At 73.6% G+C, this 23,351-nt stretch carries 17 protein-coding genes; 13 read left to right on the forward strand and 4 right to left on the reverse strand.

Going from position 1 to position 23,351, the window contains the following annotated elements; all coding sequences use genetic code 11:
- Position 1 precedes the first annotated feature (1 nt).
- A complete protein-coding gene (locus IOD16_RS11320; RefSeq protein ID WP_123742335.1) occupies positions 2–1,000 on the forward strand; it encodes a LacI family DNA-binding transcriptional regulator in 999 nt (332 codons plus the stop codon).
- Between the two features lie 29 nt (positions 1,001–1,029).
- A complete protein-coding gene (gene cutA / locus IOD16_RS11325) occupies positions 1,030–1,353 on the forward strand; it encodes a divalent-cation tolerance protein CutA (RefSeq protein ID WP_201439995.1) in 324 nt (107 codons plus the stop codon).
- Positions 1,354–1,501: 148 nt separating this feature from the next.
- Here the strand turns inward: cutA and IOD16_RS11330 are convergent, their stop codons facing one another.
- Entirely contained in the window at positions 1,502–4,144 is a 2,643-nt protein-coding gene (locus IOD16_RS11330; RefSeq protein WP_201439996.1) for an FAD-binding and (Fe-S)-binding domain-containing protein, read from the reverse strand.
- A 92-nt stretch (positions 4,145–4,236) separates the two neighbouring features.
- On the opposite strand from IOD16_RS11330, the gene fabG reads away from it, so the two are divergent.
- From fabG to IOD16_RS11375, 9 genes are all read left to right on the forward strand, one after another.
- Entirely contained in the window at positions 4,237–4,941 is a 705-nt protein-coding gene (gene fabG / locus IOD16_RS11335) for a beta-ketoacyl-ACP reductase (protein WP_123742332.1), read from the forward strand.
- Positions 4,942–5,017: 76 nt separating this feature from the next.
- Entirely contained in the window at positions 5,018–5,785 is a 768-nt protein-coding gene (fabI, locus tag IOD16_RS11340; protein ID WP_123742331.1) for an enoyl-ACP reductase FabI, read from the forward strand.
- Between the two features lie 166 nt (positions 5,786–5,951).
- Positions 5,952–6,980, forward strand: coding sequence for a ferrochelatase (locus tag IOD16_RS11345; protein ID WP_201439998.1), 1,029 nt, complete (start codon positions 5,952–5,954; stop codon positions 6,978–6,980).
- Positions 6,977–7,450, forward strand: a complete 474-nt coding sequence (locus IOD16_RS11350) for a YcxB family protein (RefSeq protein WP_201439999.1) — start codon at positions 6,977–6,979, stop codon at positions 7,448–7,450. The genes IOD16_RS11345 and IOD16_RS11350 overlap by 4 nt, the downstream gene beginning before the upstream one ends.
- 32 nt (positions 7,451–7,482) lie before the next feature.
- The gene (locus IOD16_RS11355) at positions 7,483–8,280 is read left to right on the forward strand and encodes a hypothetical protein (RefSeq protein ID WP_201440000.1); all 798 of its coding nucleotides are present in this window, start codon (positions 7,483–7,485) and stop codon (positions 8,278–8,280) included.
- A 428-nt stretch (positions 8,281–8,708) separates the two neighbouring features.
- Positions 8,709–10,529 carry a glycoside hydrolase family 6 protein gene (locus IOD16_RS11360; protein ID WP_201440001.1) on the forward strand — a complete coding sequence of 607 codons (1,821 nt, stop codon included), beginning with the start codon at positions 8,709–8,711 and terminating at the stop codon, positions 10,527–10,529.
- Between the two features lie 114 nt (positions 10,530–10,643).
- Entirely contained in the window at positions 10,644–11,507 is an 864-nt protein-coding gene (locus IOD16_RS11365; RefSeq protein WP_236594907.1) for an aminoglycoside phosphotransferase family protein, read from the forward strand.
- A 426-nt stretch (positions 11,508–11,933) separates the two neighbouring features.
- Positions 11,934–13,319: a sigma 54-interacting transcriptional regulator gene (locus IOD16_RS11370; protein ID WP_123742326.1), complete on the forward strand. Its 1,386-nt coding sequence runs from the start codon at positions 11,934–11,936 to the stop codon at positions 13,317–13,319.
- On the forward strand, positions 13,316–15,250 hold the full coding sequence (locus IOD16_RS11375) for a vWA domain-containing protein (protein WP_201440002.1): 1,935 nt from the start codon (positions 13,316–13,318) through the stop codon (positions 15,248–15,250). The genes IOD16_RS11370 and IOD16_RS11375 overlap by 4 nt, the downstream gene beginning before the upstream one ends.
- Before the next feature lie 75 nt (positions 15,251–15,325).
- Here IOD16_RS11375 and IOD16_RS11380 read toward each other — a convergent pair whose 3' ends face one another.
- Positions 15,326–16,516 carry an SGNH/GDSL hydrolase family protein gene (locus IOD16_RS11380; protein ID WP_201440003.1) on the reverse strand — a complete coding sequence of 397 codons (1,191 nt, stop codon included), beginning with the start codon at positions 16,514–16,516 and terminating at the stop codon, positions 15,326–15,328.
- Between the two features lie 160 nt (positions 16,517–16,676).
- Here IOD16_RS11380 and IOD16_RS11385 point away from each other — a divergent pair, with 160 nt between their 5' ends.
- The gene (locus IOD16_RS11385) at positions 16,677–19,943 is read left to right on the forward strand and encodes a BTAD domain-containing putative transcriptional regulator (RefSeq protein WP_201440004.1); all 3,267 of its coding nucleotides are present in this window, start codon (positions 16,677–16,679) and stop codon (positions 19,941–19,943) included.
- Between the two features lie 9 nt (positions 19,944–19,952).
- Here the strand turns inward: IOD16_RS11385 and ctaD are convergent, their stop codons facing one another.
- Both ctaD and IOD16_RS11395 read right to left on the reverse strand, forming a co-directional pair.
- Positions 19,953–21,728, reverse strand: a complete 1,776-nt coding sequence (ctaD, locus tag IOD16_RS11390) for an aa3-type cytochrome oxidase subunit I (protein WP_201440005.1) — start codon at positions 21,726–21,728, stop codon at positions 19,953–19,955.
- A 70-nt stretch (positions 21,729–21,798) separates the two neighbouring features.
- Positions 21,799–21,993, reverse strand: a complete 195-nt coding sequence (locus tag IOD16_RS11395) for a hypothetical protein (protein ID WP_201440006.1) — start codon at positions 21,991–21,993, stop codon at positions 21,799–21,801.
- An 88-nt stretch (positions 21,994–22,081) separates the two neighbouring features.
- Between IOD16_RS11395 and mshC the strand changes: the two genes are divergently transcribed.
- Complete coding sequence (gene mshC, locus IOD16_RS11400; RefSeq protein ID WP_201440007.1) at positions 22,082–23,320, forward strand: cysteine--1-D-myo-inosityl 2-amino-2-deoxy-alpha-D-glucopyranoside ligase; 1,239 nt, start codon at positions 22,082–22,084, stop codon at positions 23,318–23,320.
- The last annotated feature ends 31 nt before the right edge of the window (positions 23,321–23,351 follow it).

The raw sequence follows: 23,351 nt of genomic DNA on the forward strand, positions 1-23,351 counted from the left end.
CATGGTCACCATCGCCGACGTCGCGCGGCACGCCGGGGTCGCGCCCAGCACCGTGTCCTACGTGCTCACCGGTCGCCGCTCGATCTCCACGGCCACCAAGGCGCGGGTCGAGGCGAGCGTGCGGGAGCTGGGCTACCACCCGCACGCGGGCGCCAGGTCGCTGGCCAGCAACCGCGCGAACGTGCTCGCGCTCGTGCTGCCGATGCGCGAGGGCATGCACATGCCGGTGCTGATGCAGTTCGTCGTCGCGGTCGCCAACGCGGCCCGCCGGCACGACCACGACGTGCTGCTGGTGACCGCCGACCAGGGCGCGGCGGGCCTGCGCCGGGTGGCGGGCAGCGCCCAGGTCGACGGGCTGCTCGTGATGGACGTCGAGATGCACGACGAGCGCGTGCCCGTGCTGCGCGAACTGGACCGGCCGTCGGTGCTGATCGGCTTCCCCGCCGACGCGGCCGGGCTGACCTGCGTGGACCTGGACTTCGCCGAGGCGGGTTCGCGGTGCGTGGACCACCTGGCCGATCTCGGGCACACCTACGTCGCGCTGGTCGGCGCGCCGCGGGCGGTCTACCAGCGCGACACCGGGTTCGCGCACCGGACCATGGCCGGGTTCAGCGCGGCGGCGATGCGGCGCGGCGTCTCCTCGACCACGCTGCCCACGGAGACCGACCACGAGTCGGTGCGGGTGGCGATCACCGGCCTGCTGGAACGCCACCCCGGGGTGACGGGCCTGGTAGTGCACAACGAGGCCGCGTTGCCGTCGGTGGTCGAGGTGCTGCGGTCGCTGGGCCGCAAGGTGCCCGACGACGTCGCCGTGATCGCGATCTGCCCGGACGACCAGGCCGAGCGCCTCATGCCGCCGCTCACCTCGGTGGCCGTGCCCGCCGAGCAGCTGGGCCACCACGCGGTGGCGCTGCTGATGGCCAAGCTCGACCGGACCCCGACCCCGCCGCTGACGTTACTGCCGCCCCGGCTGACCGAACGGGCCAGCACGACCCGCTGACCGCGGCCGCCGCCGCTACTCTCCGGTGGATGGACGACAACCACGTCGTGGTCATCACCACCACCGACAGCGAGGACGCGGCCGACACCTTGGCGAAGGCGGTCGTCGAGGCGCGGCTGGCGGCGTGCGTGCAGATCAGCGGCCCGGTCCGCAGCGTCTACCGGTGGGACGGCGAGGTCGCCGACGACCGCGAGTGGCAGCTCTGGATCAAGACCGCCTACGACCGGGTGGACGAGCTGACCGAGTTCGTCCGGGCGCGGCACACCTACGACGTGCCCGAGGTGCTGGCCCTGCCGGTGCTCGGCGGCAACCCCGACTACCTGGCGTGGCTCACCGAGCAGACCCGCCCCTGACCCCGAGAGTCCTACGTTCACGCCCCGAGAGTCCTACGTTCACGCCCTCTGAATTCAACGCTCACCACCCGTGCCGCCCGACGTGAGCGTTGAACTCGGGGTGCGTGGACGTAGGACTCTCGCGGCGTGGACGTAGGACTCTCGCGGGTCAGAGGCCCAGGCGCCGCCGGAGCAGGGTGGCCGTGTGCACGGGTTCGGCGTCCGAGCCGTGCCGGACCTGCGTGCGGCAGCTGAAGCCGTCCGCGACGACCGCGGTGTCCGCGTCGGCGGCCCGCACGGCGGGGAACAGGGTCTGCTCGCCCACCGCCATCGACACGTCGTAGTGCCCGCGCTCGAAGCCGAAGTTGCCCGCCAGCCCGCAGCACCCCGCCAGCACCGACGCGCTCACCCCGGCCTTGGCCAGCAGCTCCCGGTCCGCGTCCAGCCCCAGCTCGGCGTACTGGTGGCAGTGCGGCTGCACGACCGCCCGCGCGGCGCCCGCCACCGGCTCCAGCAGCGGCGACACGTGCTCGGCGAACGTGCGCACCGACTCGGCCAGCCGCACCACGTCCGGGTCGTCGCCCGCCACCTCCACCGCGTCGGACCGCAGGAACGCCGTGCAGCTCGGCTCCAGCCCCACCACCGGCACGCCGTCCCGCGTCCACGGCCGCAGCACCCGGGCCGTCCGGCGCACCACCCGCCGCGCCACGTCCAGCTGCCCGGTGGAGAACCACGTCAGCCCGCAGCACACCGCGCCGCGCGGCACCTCGACGGCCTGCCCCGCGTGGCCGAGCACCGCCGCCGCGTCGAACCCGACCTCCGGCTCGAAGTGGTTGGTGAACGTGTCCGGGAACAGCAGCACCCGGTCACCGCCGCCGCCACGGCCGGCGAACCGCGACTGGAACGAGCGCACCGGCGTCGGCAGCGGCCGTTCCGGCGCCACGCCGCCGAACCGGCCGAGCCGCGCGGTGAGCCCGTTCACCAGCCGCAGCCGCAGCCACAGCGGCAGCCAGCCCATCGAGTAGTGCGCCGCCGGCCGCACCCGTCCCCGGTAGTGGTGGTGCAGGAACTCCGCCTTGTAGGTGGCCATGTCCACGTCCACCGGGCAGTCCCGCTTGCACCCCTTGCAGCCCAGGCACAGGTCCAGCGCGTCGCGGACCTCCTCCGACCGCCACCCGCCGCGCACGACCTGCCCGCCGAGCATCTCGAACAGCAATCGGGCCCGGCCGCGGGTGGAGTGCTTCTCCTCCTTCGTCACCCGGTAGCTCGGGCACATCACCCCGCCGGAGGTGTTCAGGCACTTGCCGACGCCGACGCACCGCCGCGTCGCCGCCGCCAGGTCGCCGCCGTCGGCGCGCAGCGCGAGCTTCGCCCTGGTCGGGATCACCGGGGGAGCCACCAGCACGCGCAGGTCGTCGTCCAGCTTCGCGGGCGCGACGATCCGGCCCGGGTTCATCCGGTTGCCCGGGTCGAACGCCGCCTTGAACCGCGCGAACGCCTCGATCGCGGCCGGCGGGTACATCCGGGGCAGCAGCTCCGACCGCGCCTGCCCGTCGCCGTGCTCGCCGGACAGCGACCCGCCGTGCGCCACCACCAGGTCCGCCGCGTCCTGGAGGAACGACCGGTGCCCGCGCCGGAAGTCGAAGTCGATCCGCACGTGCAGGCAGCCCTCGCCGTAGTGCCCGTAGGTGACGCCGCGCCTGCCGTGCCCGGCCAGCAGCGCGTCGAACTCCCGCAGGTAGGCGCCCAGCCGCTCGGGGGGCACGGCCGCGTCCTCCCACCCCGACCAGGCCTCGCCGCCGTCGGCCATCCGCGTCGCCAGCCCCGCGCCGTCCTCCCGCACCCGCCACAACGCGCGCTGCCGCGCCGGATCGGTCACCACCACCGAGTGCGGGGCGAGCGCGGCGGCCAGGTGCGCGACCGAGTCCTCCGCCGCCTCGACGAACAGCCAGCTCTCACCGCGCGGCAGCAGTCGCCGCGACTCGCCCGCCGCCCGCGCCAGCTCGGCGTTCAGGCCCTCGATCGTGAGCACGTCCAGCTCCCGCAGCTGCGGCGCCAGGTCGGCGGCGTCGTACGGGCCGTCGAAGCCGAGCACGGCCAGCACCCGGCGCGGCGGCGCCTGCACCAGCCGCACGGTCGCGCCGAGCACGGTCGCGCAGGTGCCCTCCGAGCCGACCAGCGCCCTGGTCAGGTCGGGCAGCGCGTCCAGCCGGTAGCCGGACACCCGCCGGTCCAGCGCCGGGAACCACGCCGGGTCCACCGCCGGCAGGTCCAGCGGCGGGGGAGTGCGCGTGTCGAACCGCCGGCCGTCGGCCAGCAGCACGTCCAGCGCGTGGACGTTGTCGCTGGTCTTGCCCCAGGCCACCGAGTGGGCGCCGCACGCGTCGTTGCCGATCATGCCGCCGAGCGTGCAGCGGGACCGGGTGGACGGGTCGGGCCCGAACACCAGCCCGTGCGGCCGGGCCGCGTCGTTGAGGCGGTCCAGCACCACCCCGGGCTGGACCACCGCGACCCGCTCGACCGGGTCCACCGAGATCACCCGGTCGAGGTACCGGGAGAAGTCGATCACCAGCCCGGCGCCCGCCGAGTTGCCCGCGACCGACGTGCCCGCGCCCCGGTTGGTGACGGGCACGCCGTGCTCGACCGCCACCGCGACGGCCGCCACCACCCCGTCCACCGACCGGGGCCGCACCACGGCCGCCGGCACGTGGCGGTAGTTGGACGCGTCGACGGAGTACAGCGCGCGGTCGCCGGGGTCGGCGAGCACGTCGCCCTCCACCGCGGCCCTGAGGTGCTCGACGAAACCGGTCACCGCCCGATTGTGATCCACCCCCGGCCAATGATGGCGTACTTGGGGGTAGGGGATAGCCTCGCCCGCATCAACCAGCAGCGATGGGAGCAAGCGTGTCGAGGTCCGTTCTGGTCACCGGCGGCAACCGGGGCATCGGTCTGGCGATCGCGCGGGCGTTCGCCGCGCAGGGCGACAAGGTCGCCGTGACGCACCGGGGGTCCGGGGCGCCCGAGGGCCTGCTCGGCGTCAAGTGCGACGTGACCGGTTCCGCCGAGGTCGACGCGGCGTTCGCCGAGGTCGAGGCCGCGCACGGGCCCGTCGAGGTGCTCGTGGCCAACGCCGGCATCACCGACGACACCCTGCTGCTGCGGATGACCGACGACCAGTTCACCCGGGTCCTCGACGCCAACCTGACCGGCGCGTTCCGGGTCGCGCAGCGCGCGTCCAAGGGCATGCTGCGCAAGCGCTACGGCCGTATCGTGTTCATCTCGTCCGTCGTCGGCCTCATGGGCGGCGCGGGCCAGGTCAACTACGCGGCCAGCAAGGCGGGCCTGGTCGGCGTCGCCCGGTCGATCGCCCGCGAGCTCGGCACCCGCAACATCACCGCGAACGTCGTCGCGCCCGGCTTCATCACCACGGACATGACCGACGCGCTGCCGGAGGACCGCAAGAAGCAGATCCTCGCGCAGGTGCCGTCGGGCCGGTACGGCACGACCGACGAGATCGCCGCCGCCGTCACCTTCCTGGCCTCCGACGCCGCCGCCTACATCACCGGCGCGGTGCTGCCGGTCGACGGCGGCCTCGGCATGGGCCACTGAACCGCCGGACCACCGTGCCGCCGGACCACTGGGCGAGCACCACTACCAAGCACAACATCTCGGAGGACGGGTTTCAGTGACGGGACTGCTCGAAGGCAAGCGGCTGCTGATCACGGGCGTGATCACGGACGCGTCGATCGCCTTCCACGTGGCCAAGGTCGCCCAGGAGCAGGGCGCCCAGGTCGTGCTCACCGGCTTCGGCCGGATGAGCCTCGTGGAGCGGATCGCCAAGCGCCTGCCGCAGGCCGCGCCGGTGGTCGAGCTCGACGTGCAGAACCAGGAGCACCTGGACACGTTGGCGGACCGGCTGCGCGAGCACGTGGACGGCCTGGACGGCGTGGTGCACGCGATCGGCTACGCCCCGCCGTCGTGCCTGGGCGCGCCGTTCATGGACGCGCCGTGGGAGGACGTGGCCACGGCCATGCACGTCTCGGCGTACTCGTACAAGTCGCTGGTGACCGCCACCCTGCCGCTGCTGGGCCGCGGCGCGTCGGTGGTCGGCCTCGACTTCGACGCCCGCCAGGTGTGGCCCGCCTACAACTGGATGGGCCCGACGAAGGCGGCGTTCGAGTCGATCAACCGCTACCTGGCCCGCGAGCTCGGCCCCCAGGGCATCCGGATCAACCTCGTCTCGGCGGGCCCCGTGCGCACGATGGCCGCCAAGTCGATCCCGGGCTTCCCGGCCCTGGAGGCCATGTGGGGCGAGAAGGCGCCGCTGGGCTGGAACGTGGACGACCCGGCGCCGGTCGCCAAGTCGGTGTGCGGCCTGCTGTCCGACTGGTTCCCCGCCACCACCGGCTCCATGGTGTTCGTCGACGGCGGCGTGCACTTCCTGGGCCTGTAGAGCCGCGCCGCGGTAGCCGGCCGCGCCGACGTGACCGGGTCCGGGTGCTTCCAGGCCTGCCTGGAGTGCCCGTGAGGGCCTCATGCCACATCGACGCGGTCGGTGGTCGGCCGGATCACCCCGACCCGGTTGTGCGGGCCGGGCGTGGCGGCGCGAGGATGTCCGGGTGAGTTACGACGCGCTGCTCTGGCTGTCCTTCGGCGGACCGGAAGGACCCGACGACGTCCGCCCCTTCCTCGAGAACGTGACCCGCGGCCGAGGCGTCCCGCCCGAGCGGTTGGACGAGGTCGAGCAGCACTACCAGCACTTCGGCGGCGTGTCGCCGATCAACGCGCTCAACCGCGCCGCCATCGAGGCCGTGCGCGGCCTGGTCGACCTGCCGATCTACTTCGGCAACCGCAACTGGCACCCGATGGTCGAGGACACCCTGGCCGAGATGAAGGCCGCGGGCGTCCGCCGCGCCCTCGTCTTCCCGACCAGCGCCTACGGCGGCTACTCCGCGTGCCGGCAGTACGACGAGGACGTCCTGCGCGCGCGTGCGGCGGTCGAGGACGCGCCCGAGCTGGTCAAGCTGCGCCAGTTCTTCGACCACCCGCTGTTCGTGGCGTCGTTCGCGGACGCCGTGCGCGCCGCCGCGGCGCAGCTGCCCGGCGACGACTACCGGGTGGTGTTCACCGCGCACTCGGTGCCGGTGTCGGCGGACAAGGCCGCCGGACCGCCCGAGGCCGGCGGCCACCTCTACTCCCGCCAGGTCGCCGAGGCGTCCCGGCTCGTCGCGGAGGCCGTCGGCGCGGCCGACCACGACGTGGTGTGGCAGTCGCGGTCCGGGCCGCCGCAGGTCCCGTGGCTGGAGCCGGACATCGTGGACCACCTCGACACCCTCTACGACAAGGGTGTGCGCAACGTGGTGGTGTGCCCGATCGGGTTCGTCAGCGATCACCTGGAAGTGGTGTGGGACCTCGACACCGAGGCCCGCGAGCGCGCCCAGGAGCTGGGCATGGGCTTCGCCCGCGCGGCCACCCCCAACGACGACCCCCGGTTCGCCGAGCTGGTCGCGGAACTCGTCGCCGAGCACGTGGCGGACGCCCCGGCGCGCAAGCTCTCCGACTTCCCGGCGCTGGGCTGCACGGTCGACGGCGCGTTCTGCGCCACCCGGTGCTGCGAGCCGGTGAAACGGCCGGGTGCGGGCCGGTGAGCGTGGACTTCAGCTGGTCGCCGCGGCCCGCCGACTGGCGTGACGCGCTGCGCACCTCCGTGCCGCTGTACCGGTGGGCGCCGTGGTTCGCCGCGGTGCTCGGCGTGCTGGGCGTCGTCGTGCTGGTGATGGGCATGACCTGGGCGGGCGTGTTCGGGCTCGCCCTCGCTGTGATCATCATCGCACTCGTCCCGGTGGGCACCGCGGTGAACTTCCACAACCACCCGCTGGCGGCCAAGGCGGTGACCGGCACGGCGGACGCGCACTCGTTGCGGATGTCCGTCGGCGAGGCCGCGCGCAGCGAGCTGAGCTGGGCAGAACTGCCCGGCTGGGTGGAGACGGCGCGCGGCTTCGTGCTGCGGACCGGCACCACCGCCGTGTACGCCGTGCCGCACCGCGCGTTCGCCGACGCCGAGGCGGTCGGGAAGTTCCGGTCCCTGCTGGTGGAACACGTCGGCCCGGCGGCCTGAGCCGGCTCAGCGCCCGCGTACCCTCGGCAGGCGTGTCTTGTGCGAGTGCGACGCTGGTGGTCTGGACGTCAGCCTGGCTGCATGGTGCGGCCGCGGCCGACGACGTCCTCGACGCCCTGGGATTCTGGGCCGGGCTGCACGAAGTGGTGGCCGACGACGACGGCACCGCGACGGCGCTGGACCTGCCCGGTCCCGACGAGGCCCCGGTAGGCCCCGCGCTGCTGCTGGCGGCGGTGCGCCGCGCGTCCGCGACCACCGCCCGGCTGGTCATCCCCGTGCCCGGTGACGTCCGCGGGCTCGGCGCCAACGGACCGCTGGGCAAGTCGGCGTTGCGCGCCGGCGAGGCCGCCGTGCTGCCGGAGGTCGGCGTGGGGCTGGTGCCGAAGCTGGTGGCCGACGGCGTCGTGCGGTGGACGGTGTTCGACCTGCCCGGCGCGCCCGCCGGCGAGCACGTGCCGATCGGCGAGGCCGAGCACGGCCTGTCCTCGGCGATGCGCGAGGCGGCCACCGCGCTGGTGACGCTGGACGTGGCGCGGCACCGGCCGAACGTGCGGGCCGAGATCGCCGCGCTGGCCGCGGAGCACACGGCGCTGGAGTGGCCCGCCGGGATGCCGTCGCGGGCCCTGCGCGTGCTCCAGCGCGCCTCCGAGGTCGCCGCGATCCTCACCGTGGCGGCGTCCGACGCGCCGGGCGGGGCCGTGTCGGCGACCGCGACGAGGGCGCGGGACGAGGCGCTGCGGCCGTTGTCCGAGGCCGTGCGGCGGGCCCGGCTCGCGGCTGTGGACGAAGCCGTGCGAGTCCTTTCGGATCAGGGCGCCGGCCGCCATTAGGCGGCACGGATCGTCGAATGTTCGACAGCTATTCGGCGACCTTCGAAATGGCTGATTGTCCCGATGCGGGACGCCGAGTCGAATATTCGACTCCGAACGTGCGTCCGAACCGTGCCGAACCTGGGCTGAACAGGCGATCGGCACGACGGCCATTCGCGCTCCGAATCGATTCCGGCTGAACGGGAACAACGGAAGCCGGCATCGGGTGAACCGCTGTCGGTGCAGGTCAGAGGCCTTGGGGCAGGGTACGCGCCCGGGTATAGCGACGGATTATGTCCAGGTCAACCCCTCGTCAACACGAGGTGTCGTGCGTTACGGTACGTCTGGGAGCGCTCCCAGGCAGCTGTTTCGGTCTCGCGTCGAATCCCGATTCGGCGAAATCGCTGGGAGCGCTCCCAGATGGCGGGTTGCTCGCAAGGAGGCGATGCATGAGTCTGCGCACATTCGTACGCTCCCGGAAACTGACCGGGGCATTGGCGGTGACCTCGGTGGCGGCACTGTCCGTTGCCGGGGTGGTGGCTTCGACCGCCACCGCCAACGCCGCACCCGGTTGTCGGGTGGCGTACCAGATCACGAACCAGTGGCAAGGCGGATTCGGCGCCAACGTCACGGTCACCAACCTCGGTGACGCCATCTCCGGCGGCTGGACGCTGGAGTGGGACTTCGCCGCCGGCCAGACGGTCCAGCAGGGGTGGAGCGGCACGTTCTCCCAGTCCGGGAGCCGCGTGACGGTCCGCAACCCCTCTTGGGCCGGGAACCTCGGCACCGGCGCTTCGGTGACGCCCGGCTTCAACGGCTCGTGGAACGGGTCCAACCCGGTGCCCACGTCGTTCCGGCTGAACGGGACGGTGTGCACGGGGAGCGTCGACACCACCACGACGACGACGACCACGTCCACCTCGACGTCGACCAGCACCACGACGACCACCACGACGACCGGTGGCGGCAACCCCGGCACCAAGGTGGACAACCCGTACGTGGGTGCGGGCGTGTACGTGAACCCGCTGTGGTCGGCTCAGGCCGCCGCTGAGAGCGGTGGCTCGCGGATCGCGAACCAGCCCACCGGTGTGTGGTTCGACCGCACCAGCTCTCTCGACGGCAACGGCTCGCCGACCACCGGCAACATGGGCCTGGCAGCCCACCTCGACGAGGCCGAGAAGCAGCGCGCGGCCCGCTCGGACGGTCAGTTGGTCTTCCAGTTCGTCGTCTACAACCTGCCCGGCCGCGACTGCGCCGCGCTGGCCTCCAACGGTGAACTCGGTGCCACCGAGATCGGTCGTTACAAGACCGAGTACATCGACAAGATCGCCGGCATCATCAGCAACTCGAAGTACTCGAAGCTGCGCATCGTCCCGATCATCGAGATCGACTCGCTGCCGAACCTGGTCACCAACGTCTCGCCGCGCGCCACGGCTGTGGCGAACTGCGACACGATGAAGGCCAACGGCAACTACGTCGAGGGTGTCTCGTACGCCGTCGGCAAGCTCGGCGCCGTCGGCAACGTGTACAACTACCTGGACTCCGGCCACCACGGCTGGATCGGGTGGGGCGACACGGTGCCCGAGTACGACAACTTCTACGCCTCGGCGAAGATGATGGCGTCGATCCTGGGCAAGAACGGTGCCACCAAGGACAAGGTCCACGGCTTCATCACGAACACGGCGAACTACTCCGCGCTGGAGGAGCCGTACTGGACGGTCGACGACAACGTCGGCGGCAGCGTGGTGAAGGAGAAGGCCAAGTGGGTCGACTGGAACGACTTCAACGGTGAGCTCGGCTTCGCCACGGCGATGCGCGCCGAGCTGGTCAAGCAGGGCTTCGACAGCGGCATCGGCATGCTGATCGACACCTCGCGCAACGGCTGGGGCGGCGCCAACCGGCCCACCGCGAAGTCGACCTCGACCAACGTGGACGACTACGTGAACCAGTCCCGCATCGACCGCCGCTACCAGAAGGGCAACTGGTGCAACCAGTCCGGCGCCGGTCTGGGCGAGCGGCCGAAGGCCGCGCCGAAGCCGTACATCGACGCCTACGTCTGGATCAAGCCGCCGGGTGAGTCCGACGGTGCGGCCAGCGAGATCCCGAACGACGAGGGCAAGGGCTTCGACCGGATGTGCGACCCGACCTACGGCGGCAACGTGCGCAACGGCAACAACCCCTCGGGTGCCCTTGCCAACGCGCCGCTCTCGGGCCACTGGTTCTCGGCCCAGTTCCAGGAGCTCATGCGCAACGCCTACCCGGCGCTGTGACCATCGGCTGACCGGCACCACAACTGAATAGATCTGCACCACTCGCAGGCGGCGTCCGTTCCGGGCGCCGCCTGCGGGCGTCAACGGGTCGCGCGGCCCTTTACCGTGGCGTCGGTGGACGTCGACGAGATCACCGAGCGGTTGACCCGGCGGTTCGGCCCTCCGGTGGCGGAGTGGTGCGCGCGCGTGCCGGAGCGGGCGGCGGAGGTCGCGGCGCGCTGGGACCTCGTGGTGGGCGAGGTGATGCCGCCGGGCGCTTCGTCGGTCGTGGTGGCGTGCGCGCGGGGTGACGAGCGGTTCGCGCTGAAGCTGAGCCCCGACCTGGTGTTCCTGGCCGGGCAGGCGGCCGTGCTGCGGCACTTCGCCCCTTCCGGTCGTGTGCCGGAGGTGGTGGCCGAGGAGGACGGGGCGGTGCTGCTGACAGCCGTCCTTCCGGGGACGCCGGTGGACGAGGCGCCGATCCCGCCGTCGCCCGGGGAGTGGGCCGACCTGGTGACCGCGCTGCACACCGTGCCGCCCGGGGGAGGGCGTTGGCTGTCCCTGCGCGACCGGTGCGAGGAGGCCTTCGCCCGCATCGGCCGCCGCCTGACCGACCCGGCCGTGGCCGCCCACGTCCCGACCGGGATGTGGGCCCGCGCCCTCGACCGCTGCCGCGCGCTGCTCGACACGCAACCGCAGGTGCTGCTGCACGGCGACCTCCACCTGGGCAACGTGCTGGACGGCGGTCCGGGCAGGGGCCTGGTGGCGATCGACCCGAGGCCGTGCGTGGGCGACCCGTGCTTCGACGTCGTCGACTACGCCCTGACCGCCACGGGCCGCGGAACCATCACCACCCGCGCCACCGCCATCGCCGCCGCGACCAACCTGAACCCCGCCCGCCTCCACGACTGGTGCCGCGCCCTGGCCCCGATGATCGCCATCTCCTACCTGGACGACGACCGGACCCGGACCGACCTGCTGTCCCTCGCCGACCACTGACCCCAGCCCACCGGCCACCCGTCACCGTCCCGCTCGACCACCGCGCGCACAGCCGCACTCCACCCACTCGGCCGGCCACCTGCCCTCGGCGGGGCAGTCGGGCGGCACTTCGACCGGCTCTGCGGCTCCACCCACCGCCGGCACCGCTCGACCCCGAGGCCCCGCTCGACCGGACAAAGCGCCCAGCCGCACTTCCCGTCCCGTCGGCCTGCCCTCGCGGCGCGGCCTTCGCGGTCGGCGCGCACGGGCTGGCGGGGACGGGCTGGCGGGCGTTGCCGCGCAGGAGTCCCCGCCCAGGGGACCCCTGGTTTTCATTCTTCCAGAGGGGTCCGACAATTCCGGTCCGGTCGCGGGCTTCCGGCGGGAAACCCGAGGTGGAGTCGGTCCACGTCGACCGACCGCCCATCAGTGCGTAACTTCGGTGGGGTGACCTCTGACCTCCCCACTACCGCAGGTGCCCTCCGCGAGGCCGGTTACGCGCCGCGCGGGGTCAAGGCCGAGATCCGGGAGAACCTCCTGGCCGCTCTCCGCGACGGCCGCGACCCCTGGCCCGGCATCGTCGGCTTCGACCGCACCGTCCTGCCGCAGCTGGAGCGGGCCCTCCTCGCCGGGCACGACGTGGTGCTCCTCGGTGAACGCGGGCAGGGCAAGACGCGGCTCCTGCGCACCATCGTCGGCCTGCTCGACGAGTGGACCCCGGTGATCGAGGGCGCCGAGCTGAACGAGCACCCGCTCGACCCGATCACCCCCGAGTCGAAGCGCCGCGCCCAGGAGCTCGGCGACGACCTGCCCGTCACCTGGAAGCACCGCGACGAGCGGTTCGCCGAGAAGCTCGCCACCCCCGACACGAGCGTCGGCGACCTGGTCGGCGACGTCGACCCGGTCAAGGTCGCCCAGGGCCGCAGCCTCGGCGACCCGGAGACCATCCACTACGGCCTGCTGCCCCGCTCCCACCGCGGCGTCATCGCCGTCAACGAGCTGCCCGACCTGGCCGAACGCATCCAGGTCGCCCTCCTGAACGTGATGGAGGAACGCGACATCCAGATCCGCGGCTACACGCTGCGGCTCCCGCTGGACGTCCTCCTCGTCGCCACCGCCAACCCCGAGGACTACACCAACCGGGGCCGGATCATCACGCCGCTGAAGGACCGCTTCGGCGCGGAGATCCGCACCCACTACCCGCTGGAGGTCGACGCCGAGGTCGAGCTGGTCCGCCAGGAGGCCCACCTGGTCGCCGAGGTCGGCGACCACCTGCTGGAGGTCATCGCCCGGTTCGTGCGGTACCTGCGCGAGTCGTCCTCGATCGACCAGCGCTCCGGCGTCTCGGCGCGGTTCGCGGTCGCGGCGGCGGAGACGGTGGCCGCCAGCGCGCTGCGCCGCAGCGCGCTGATCGGCGAGAACCCGCCCATCGCCCGCCCGATCGACCTGGAGTCGGTGACGGAGGTGCTGCGCGGCAAGCTGGAGTTCGAGGCCGGTGAGGAGGGCCGCGAGCAGGAGGTGCTGGTCCACCTGCTGCGCCGGGCGGTCGCGGACACGGCGAGGTCCACGTTCGCGGGCGTCGACCTGCGGCCGCTGGCCGAGCTGGTGTCCGACGGCCACCCGGTGGCCACCGGCGAACGCGTGCACCCCGGCGACCTGCTGGCCGCGCTGCCGGAGCTGCCCGTGCTGCACGACGTGGCGCAGCGGGTCGGCGCGGGCCCGAAGGACCCGGCGGGACGCATCGCGTCGGCCGTCGAGCTGGCCCTGGAATCGCTCTACCTCACCCGTCAGCTGGCCAAGGACAGCGACGACGACCGAACGGTGTACGGATGAGCAGCTACCGGTACGGCCGGTACGTCGACGGGCCCGACCCGCTCGCCCCGCCGACCGACCTGCGCGCGGCCATGGACGAGCTCGGCCGTGAAGTCATGGAGGGCGCGTCACCGGCCTCGGCGCTGCGCGAGCTGCTGCGCCGGGGCCTGCCCGGCACCCGCGGCCTGGACGACCTGACCGCGCGGCTGTGGCAGAAGCGCGCCGCCCTCACCCGCCGTCACCGCCTGGACGGCACGTTGCAGGAGGTCCAGCGGCTGCTGGAGGAGGCGCTGGCCGCCGAACGGGCCGCGTTGTTCCCCGACCCGGACGACGAGGCGCGGTTCCGCGAGGCGCAGCTGGACGCGTTGCCGCAGTCGACGGCGGCGGCCGTGAACGAGCTGGCCGAGTACGACTGGCGCTCGCCGCAGGCCCGCGAGTCCTACGAGCAGATCCGCACCCTGCTCGGCCGGGAGCTCATGGACCAGCGGTTCCAGGGCATGAAGCAGGCCATGGAGAACGTCCGGCCCGAGGACGTGCAGCGCATCCAGTCGATGCTGGACGACCTCAACGCCCTGCTCGCCGCGCACGCCGCCGGCGAGGACACGGCCGAGTCGTTCGAGCGGTTCATGCGCGAGCACGGCGAGTTCTTCCCGGAGAACCCGGAGTCGGTGGACGAGCTGATCGACGCGCTGGCCGCCCGGTCCGCCGCCGCCCAGCGCATGATGAACTCGATGTCCGAGGAGCAGCGGCAGGAGCTGTCGGCGTTGTCGCAGCAGGCGTTCGGCGACTCGGGCGTCGGCTCGCAGCTGTCCCGGCTCGACGCCCTGCTGCAAGGGCTGCGGCCGGGCGAGGACTGGAACGGTTCGGCGCGGTTCCGCGGCGACAACCCGCTCGGGTTGGGCGAGGGCGCGCAGGCGATGGCGGACCTGGCCGAGCTGGACGCGCTGGCCGAGCAGCTCTCCCAGGGCTACCCCGGCGCGCGGCTGGAGGACATCGACCTGGAGGCGCTGGTCCGGCAGCTCGGCGGCGAGGCGGGCGTCGACGCGCGGCGGCTGGCCGAGCTGGAACGCGAGCTGCGGTCGCAGAACCTACTGGAACGCGCGCCGGACGGCTCGCTGCGGTTGACGCCGAAGGCGTTGCGGCGGCTGGGCGAGACGGCGTTGCGCGGCGTGATCGACAGCGCCCGCGAACGGGGTCAGCGGGACAACTCGTCGGCCGGCGCGGCCGGTGAGCTGATCGGGTCGACCCGGCCGTGGCGGTTCGGCGACACCGAGCCGTGGAACGTGCCGCGGACCGTCACGAACGCCGTGCTGCGGTCGGCGGGCGGCCCGGTCGAGCTCGACGTGGTCGACGTCGAGGTGAGCGAGACCGAGCAGCGGTCCCGCGCGGTGGTCGCGTTGTGCGTGGACACGTCGTGGTCGATGGTGCAGGACGGCCGGTGGGTGCCGATGAAGCGCACCGCGCTGGCGTTGCACCACCTGGTGCGGACCCGGTTCCGGACCGACGCGCTGGAGCTGATCACGTTCGGCCGGCACGCCGAGACCGTCGACATCGGGCAGCTCACCGCGTTGGAAGGGGTGTGGGAGCAGGGCACGAACCTGCACCACGCGCTGCTGCTGGCCGGTCGGCACGTCCGCAAGCACCCCGACGCGCAGCCGGTGGTCCTGGTGGTCACCGACGGTGAGCCGACCGCGCACCTGGAGGCGACCGGCGACGCCGAGTTCCACTACCCGCCGCTGCCGCGCACCCTCGGCAAGACCCTGGTCGAGGTCGACGCCCTGGCGCGGCTCGGCGCGTCGATCACGGTGTTCCGGCTCGGCGACGACCCGAGGCTGACCAGGTTCGTCGACACGGTGGCGCGGCGCTCCGGCGGCCGGGTTGTCGCGCCCGACGAGGACGGCCTCGGCGCGGCCGTGGTGAGCGACTACCTGAGGGCGCGCAAGCGCCGCTGACGGCCGTCCGGACGATGCGCGGCGGCGCCGCGCACCACGATCACGTGGTGCGCGCCGCCGCGGCCCGGGAACGGCTCAGTCGAACAGGGACAGGTCGACGGCGTCGGCCAGCGCCCGGTAGCCCGCGTCGTTGCCGTGCAGGTGGTCGCCGCAGTGCAGGTCGGCCCTGATCCGGCTGGGGCGGTCCGGGTCGCGCCACACGGCGTCGAAGTCGAGCACGCCGTCGAAGGCGCCGCTGGTGCGCATCCACTCGTTGACCGCCTGACGTGCGGCGTCACCCGCCGTGGTGTAGATCTCCGCGCCTTCGTAGGGCGCGATGGTGGTGGCGTGGACCTTCGCTCCGCGCCCGTGCGTGCGGGCGATCAACTGGCGGTAGCCCGCGATGACGTCGTCCGCCGTCACCGGCGCGCCGGGGAACATCCCCAGGAAGTCGGCCAGGGGACCGTGCTCCTCGCGTGGGGCGAAGGAGATGCCGATGTCGTTGGCGCCGATGGAGAGCACCACGTGGCCGAGGCCGGGTGTCGCCAGCACGTCGCGGTCGAAGCGCGCCGCCGCGGCGGCGCCGATGCCGTCGTGGAGCAGCCGGTTGCCGCTGATGCCCTGGTTGACGACGTAGCCGGTGGGGGCGAGGCGCTCGGCCAGCAGCTCCGGCCAGCTGTGGTGGGTGCCCGGGGTGGACCCGGCGCCGTCCGTGCGGGAGTCGCCGACCGCGACCACGGTCCTGGCCGGGGTGTCGGGCAGCAGGTCGACGGCGGAGAGCAACGCCCGCACCGGCAGCACCCGGGCGTTCGCCGGCAGGGCGGTCGCGGCCACGGCGTCGCCCGGGACCGCCCAGCCGGTGTCCAGCGCGGGGTCGTGGCAGGTGCAGGTCTCCACGCGCCCCGGCAGGTGGAGGCTGACGACCAGCTCGGCGAGGGCGGGCAGGCGCAGGTCGACCGGGTCGCTGAGGATCGGCGCGCCCGCCGGGACGGTGACGGCCGGCGCGCCGGAGAAGGTCAGCACGCGCTCGCTGCCCGGCCGCACCGCACCCGGCGCCGATGTCGCGAGTCCCACCCGCGCCGCGCCGATGGTGAACGGCGCGGTCCCGAACTCGTTGGTGAAGCGGATGCGCGCCCGGCGCCCGCCGCCGCTGAGGCGCACCACCTGGCGCAGCGTCACGTCGGCGAGCGGCGGGTGGTCGTCGAGCGAGCCGAGCCCGTCGTGGGCGGCCTGGGGCGACGCGCCCCAGCTCCGGACCCAGCCGTCGGTGTTGGTCGTGCCGGTCATCGGATGCCTCCGTGGTTCGTGGTCCTGGTGCCGCGAAGACTGGAGCGGGTCGCTCACACGGCGCGGACACGGCGCGAACACGGACGGCCGAGGGCGGACAGGGCGCTGACGCGGCCGCGCTGATTTGAGGTCTCGCGGGTGGGCGGACGAGGATCGGGGCATGGACGGGGGCGCCGGGCTTCGGGTCACGCTGCTCGGCGCGTTCCGGGTGTCGCGCGGTGACGCCGTCCTGCCCGTCCCGGGCGCGCGGCTGCGCGGCCTGCTCGTCCGGCTGGCACTCGCCGGCGGTCGCGTGGTCGAGCCGGGTGTGCTGGTCGACGCGGTCTGGGCCGGGGACCCGCCGTCCGGTCCCGGCCCCGCCCTCCAGACCCTCGTGTCGCGGCTGCGCGGCGCCCTCACGCCGACCGGCGCGGCCCGAGCCGTCATCGTGCGGGTCGCGGGCGGCTACCGGTTGGCGGTGGACGCGGCCGGCGTGGACGCGCTGCGCTTCGAGCAGCTCACCGCCGCCGGTCGGGAGCGGCTGCGGGCGGGTGACCCGGAGGCCGCGCTCACCGCCCTCACCGCGGCCGTGGCGTTGTGGGGCGAGGAGCCGGGCTCGGAACCCGCGCTCATCGCCGAGGTCGCGCCCGCGGTCGCGACCCGGTTGGCCCGGGTGTCGGTCGAGGCGGTCGCCGACCTCGCCGACGCCGAGCTCTCGCTGGGGAGGACCGAGGCCGCGGCGGCCAGGCTGACCGGGTTGCTGGCCCTGCACCCGGTCCACGAGCGGGCGGCCGCGCTGCTGATGGACGCGCTCACCGCCGCCGGGCGGCAAGCGGAGGCGCTGGCCGTCTACGACCGGGTGCGCCGGACGCTGGCCGACGTCCTCGGCGCCGACCCGGGCGCGGCCCTGCGGGAACGCCACCTGCGCCTGCTGCGCCCCGACCCGTCGCCGCGCGGCACGCCGGCCACGACCCGGGCAGCCGACCCCGGCAGGCTCCCCCCGGCGGACCTCCCCGCGCCGCTGACCAGCTTCATCGGCCGTGACGACGAGCTCACCCTCATCGGCGCCCTGCTGGCCCGCGGCCGCCTGGTCACCGTCCTGGGGCCGGGTGGCGCCGGGAAGACCCGGCTCGCGCTGGAGGCCGCCCGCCGCCACCGCCGCGACTACCGCGACGGCGTCCGGTTCGTCGACCTCGCGGCCGTCACCGAACCGGTGGAGCTCGCCTCGACCGTGCTCGCCGCGACCGGGTCGCGGGGCGGCCCGGTGCTCGACGCCCGCAAGCGGGCCGGAGAGGACGAGCTGGACGTCCTCGTCGGCGTGCTCGGCGACCGGGAGGGCCTGCTGCTGGTCGACAACTGCGAGCACCTGATCGACGCCGTGGCCCACCTGGTCGCGGCGCTGCTGCCCCGCTGCCCCCGGCTGCGCGTGCTCGCCACGAGCCGGGAACCCCTCGCGGTCGACGGCGAGTCACTCGTGCCGCTGGCCCCGCTCGCGCTGCCCGACCCGGCCGATGGGGTCGACCAGGCCCGGCAGGTGGCCTCGGTGCGCCTGTTCGCCGAACGTGCCGCCGCCGTGCGACCCGGGTTCGAGGTCGACGAGACCACGCTGCCCGACGTCCTGCGCGTGGTGCGCGGCCTGGACGGCCTGCCGCTGGCCCTCGAACTGGCCGCCGCCCGGTTGCGGACCCTGGCGCTGCCCGACCTGGCCGACGGCCTCTCCGACCGGTTCCGGCTGCTCACCACCGGCCACCGCACCGCGCCGGCCCGGCACCGCACCCTGCGCGCCGTCATCGCCTGGAGCTGGGAGCTGCTGGGCGAGCACGAGCGCACCGTCGCGGAACGGATCGCCACCCTGCCCGGCGGCGTCACGCCCGCCTCGGCGACCGCCGTCTGCGCCGGCACCGCCGTGCCCGCCGCCGACATCCTGGACCTGCTCGCCACCCTCGTCGACCGGTCGCTGCTGCGGCTCGCGCCCGGCTCCGGCCGCCACCGGATGCTCGACACCGTCCGCGAGTACGGCGTCGGCCGCCTGGCCGCCACCGGCGACCTCGGACCGACCCGCGACCTGGCCGCCGCCCACTTCGCGAAGCTGGTCGCGGAGCAGGACCCGCGGCTGCGCGGGCCCGCCCAGCTCGAGGCCGCGGAGGTCGTCGGCGCCGAGTACGACAACACGCTCGCCGCCCTGCGCCACCTGTGCGCCACCCACGACGCGGCCGGCGCGCTCCGCCTCGCGCTGGCCCTGACCTGGTACTGGCAGATGTCCGGCCGCCACGCCGACGCCACCCACTGGCTGGCCGAGGCACTGGCGACGCCCGGCGGCGGGCCGTCGCCCGAACGCGACTGCGCCCGCGCCGTGCACCTGCTCACCCGGGCGGACGCGCGGTCCGGCATCACGGCCGGGGAAGCCGCGTCCGACCGGGCGCAGGCCCGCGAGCTGGCCGGCCGGGTGCTCGCGCACGAAGAGCTGCCCGGCCACCACCGGGTGTTCGGCGCGGCCCTGCTGTTCCTGCACGACCCCGCGGCCGCGGCCACGACGTTGCGGCGCCTCGCCGGGGCCGACGACCCGTGGCCGGCCGGGCTGGCCCACCTGTTCCAGGCCGAGATCGCCGAGAACGCGGGCGCGCTCGACCGGACGCGGGCGCACGTGGAAGCCGCCCTGGACCGCTTCCGGCAGGTGGGCGACCGGTGGAGCCAGGCCGCCGTGCTGCCGATGCGCGCCCACCTGCGCCGCTACGACGACCTCGACGGCGCGGCGGCCGACCTGGCCGAGGCCGGTGCGCTGGCGGACGGGTTCGGCTCGCCCAGCCCCGGCGACCAGCTCGACCGCGACCTGCGCCGGGTCGACCTGCACCTGCGGCGCGGCGACACCGACCGGGCGTTGGCCCTGCTCGGCCCGGCCCGGGAGCGGGTGTCCTCCTCGGAGCCGCCGGCCCTGGTCGACGCGCACGAAGCCGCGCTGCGGGTGCGGCTCGGCGACCTGGACCGGGCGGGTGACCTGCTCGACCACGCCGAACGGGGGCTGCGCGGCGCCACCGCGTTCCACGCCCGGACGCTGGTCGGCGTCACGCGGGCCGCGCTCCGCCTGGCGCTCGGTGACCTGCCCGGCGCGGACCGGGCGCTGCGCGACGCGTACGCGGCCGCGCGGGCCACCGGGGAACTCCCGGCGCTGTCCCCGGTGGCGGTGCAGGCCGCCGCGCTCGCCGAGCTGTCCGGGCGGCCCCACGAGTCGGCCGTGCTGCTGGGGGTGGCGGCCCGGCTGCGCGGCGCGCACGACCTGACCGACCCGCGGGTCCGCGACCTGACCGGCCGGGGCCGGGCCGCGCTGGGCGGGGACGGGTTCGCCGCCGCGTACGCGGCGGGCTGGGAGCTGGACCCCGCGACGGCCGTGCGGCGGGCCGCGCCGCAAGACCTCGGGCCCGCCCGCACGGAGCACGAGCGGGACACGTGAGCAGCGGGCTCAGTCGTCCTCGTCCTTGTCCTTGCTCTCCCGGCCGGTCGACGCGAGTGCCGTCTCCGTCGCCTCGTCCGGGGCGACCCGGTGCTTGCCCGGCCGGGTGATCGAGAAGTGCGACTCGTCGCGCATGCGCTCCACCATGTGCGGGTAGTGCAGCTCGAACGCGGGCCGCTCGGACCGGATGCGCGGCAGCTCGGTGAAGTTGTGCCGGGGCGGCGGGCACGTCGTCGCCCATTCGAGGGAATTGCCGAAGCCCCACGGGTCGTCGCGCCCGGCCGGGTCGCCGAACCGGTAGCTGCGCAGCACGTTCCACACGAACGGGAGCACGGACGCGCCCAGCAGGAATGCCCCGATCGTGGAGATGGTGTTCATCAGGGTGAAGCCGTCGCTGTGCAGGTAGTCGGCGTAGCGGCGGGGCATGCCGATGTTGCCGAGCCAGTGCTGGATCAGGAACGTGCCGTGGAAGCCGAGGAACGTGGTCCAGAAGTGCAGCTTGCCCAGCGGCTCGTTCAGCATCCGCCCGGTCATCTTGGGGAACCAGAAGTACAGGCCCGCGTAGGTGGCGAACACGATCGTGCCGAACAGCACGTAGTGGAAGTGGGCCACCACGAAGTACGTGTCGGTGACGTGGAAGTCCAGCGGCGGCGACGCCAGGATGATGCCGGTCAGCCCGCCGAGCAGGAACGTGACGAGGAACCCGATGCTGAACAGCATCGGCGTCTCCATCGTGATCGACCCCTTCCACATGGTGCCGATCCAGTTGAAGAACTTGATGCCCGTCGGCACCGCGATCAGGAACGTCATCAGCGAGAAGAACGGCAGCAGCACCGCGCCGGTGGCGAACATGTGGTGGGCCCACACCGCCACCGACAGCGCCGCGATGGCGAACGTGGCGAAGACCAGTCCTTTGTAGCCGAACAGCGGTTTCCGGCTGAACACCGGGAAGATCTCCGACACGATGCCGAAGAACGGCAGCGCGACGATGTAGACCTCGGGGTGGCCGAAGAACCAGAACAGGTGCTGCCACAGGATCACGCCGCCGTTGGCGGGGTCGAACACGTGCGCGCCCAGGTGCCGGTCCGCGGCCAGGCCCATCAGCGCGGCGGTGAGGATCGGGAACGCCAGCAGGATCAGGATGCTGGTGACGAAGATGTTCCAGGTGAAGATCGGCATCCGGAACATGGTCATGCCGGGCGCGCGCAGGCAGCACACCGTCGTCACCATGTTCACGCCGCCGAGGATCGTGCCGAGACCGGACACCGCCAGCCCCATGATCCACAGGTCGGGGCCGACGCCCGGCGCGTGCACCGCGCTGCTCAACGGCGTGTAGGCGGTCCAGCCGAAGTCCGCCGCGCCGCCCGGCGTGAGGAACCCGGCCATCACGGTCAGCCCGCCGAACAGGAACAGCCAGTAGGAGAACGCGTTGAGCCGCGGGAACGCCACGTCGGGCGCGCCGATCTGCAACGGCAGGATGTAGTTGGCGAAGCCGAACAGGATCGGCGTCGCGTACAGCAGCAGCATGATCGTGCCGTGCATGGTGAACAGCTGGTTGTACTGCTCGTTGGACAGGAACTGCAACCCCGGCCGGGCCAGCTCGCCCCGGATGAGCAGCGCCATCACGCCGCCGACCATGAAGAACACGAACGACGTGCTCAGGTAGAGCAGCCCGATCTGCTTGGGGTCGGTGGTGCGGAGCAGCCCCAGCAGCACCGAGCCCTTCGACCGTCGCCGGGCCGCACCGGGGTGGGTGATCACGGGTTCCGGCTTGAGCGCGGTCATGCCGCCTCCCTCGTCCCGACGACGTGAGCCAGACCACATCGTCCCCCCGTCCGTCGCACGGGGCAAACGCTCAACCCCGCCGGGGGACCGTGACCTGCTGTTCCCTCGCGCCTGACCCCCGTTCGAGGACGCGGGGCAACCCGACCGGGGACGGCGGCACGAGGGACGGGTTCTCCCCGCGGCCACCTCGGACAGCTTCTTCGACGCCGAGGGCGGGCACGCCCGGCGCGCCGATGGCGATGGCGATGGCGATGGCGAGGATCATCGCGACCTCTCCCAGGTCAGAGGGTGCGCCCGGGTGGTGGGGAGTGGACGTTAGTCCACGATCCGATCGGCGAGTTAGGGTCGTTCACATGCAGACCTGGTCATCCACTCCTGTCCCGCGGGTAGCGGGGGAGCCGCGTCCCCTGCGGCTGTTCGACACCGCCACCGGCGAGGTGCGCCCGACCGCCCCCGGCGCCACCGCCAGGATGTACGTCTGCGGCATCACCCCGTACGACGCCACCCACCTGGGGCACGCGGCCACCTACCTGGCGTTCGACCTGGTCCACCGGGTGTGGCTGGACAACGGCCACGACGTGCACTACGTGCAGAACGTGACCGACATCGACGACCCGCTGCTGGAGCGGGCCGAGCGCGACCAGGACGACTGGGTGGTCCTGGGCATGCGGGAGACCGCGCTGTTCCGCGAGGACATGGTGGAGCTGCGGGTGCTGCCGCCGCGCGACTACGTGGGCGCGGTCGACGCGATCCCCGAGGTGGTCGAGGCCGTCGGGAAGCTGCTGGCCGGCGGCGCGGCGTACCGGGTCGACGACCCCGAGTACCCGGACGTGTACTTCGACCACACGGCGACCGGGCGGTTCGGCTACGAGTCGAACTACGACCTGGAGACGATGGGCAGGTTCTTCGCCGAACGCGGCGGCGACCCGGACCGGCCGGGCAAGCGCCACCCGCTGGACGCGCTGCTGTGGCGCGCGGCCCGGGAGGGCGAGCCGTCGTGGCCGTCGGAACTGGGTCCCGGCCGGCCCGGCTGGCACATCGAGTGCAGCGCCATCGCGCTGAACCGGCTCGGCACGTCGTTCGACGTGCAGGGCGGCGGGTCGGACCTGATCTTCCCGCACCACGAGTTCTCCGCCGCGCACGCCGAGGCGGTGACCGGCGAGCACCCGTTCGCCCGGCACTACGTGCACGCGGGCATGATCGGGCTGGACGGCGAGAAGATGTCCAAGTCGCGCGGCAACCTGGTGTTCGTGTCCAAGCTGCGCGCGCAGAAGGTCGACCCGAACGCGGTGCGGCTGGCGTTGTTCGCGGGCCACTACCGCGCCGACCGGCCGTGGAGCGACGCCCTGCTCGCCGAGGCGGAGGCGAGGCTCGCGACGTGGCGGCTCGCCGCGGCGCGGTCGACGGGGCCGAGCGCGGACGCCACCGTGGCCCGCCTGCGCGACCACCTCGGCGACGACCTCGACACGCCCAGGGCGTTGGCGGCGATGGACGCGTGGGCGGCCGAGGCCCTGTCGACCGGCGGGTCGGACCAGGCGGGCCCGACGCTCTTCCGCACCGCGGCCGACTCGCTGCTGGGCGTGGAGCTCTAGCCCGCCCGGCCTCGTCGGCTCGACGGCGGCG

Source organism: Saccharothrix sp. 6-C, assembly GCF_016695385.1.
GTDB classification, from domain to species: Bacteria; Actinomycetota; Actinomycetes; order Mycobacteriales; family Pseudonocardiaceae; genus Actinosynnema; species Actinosynnema texasense.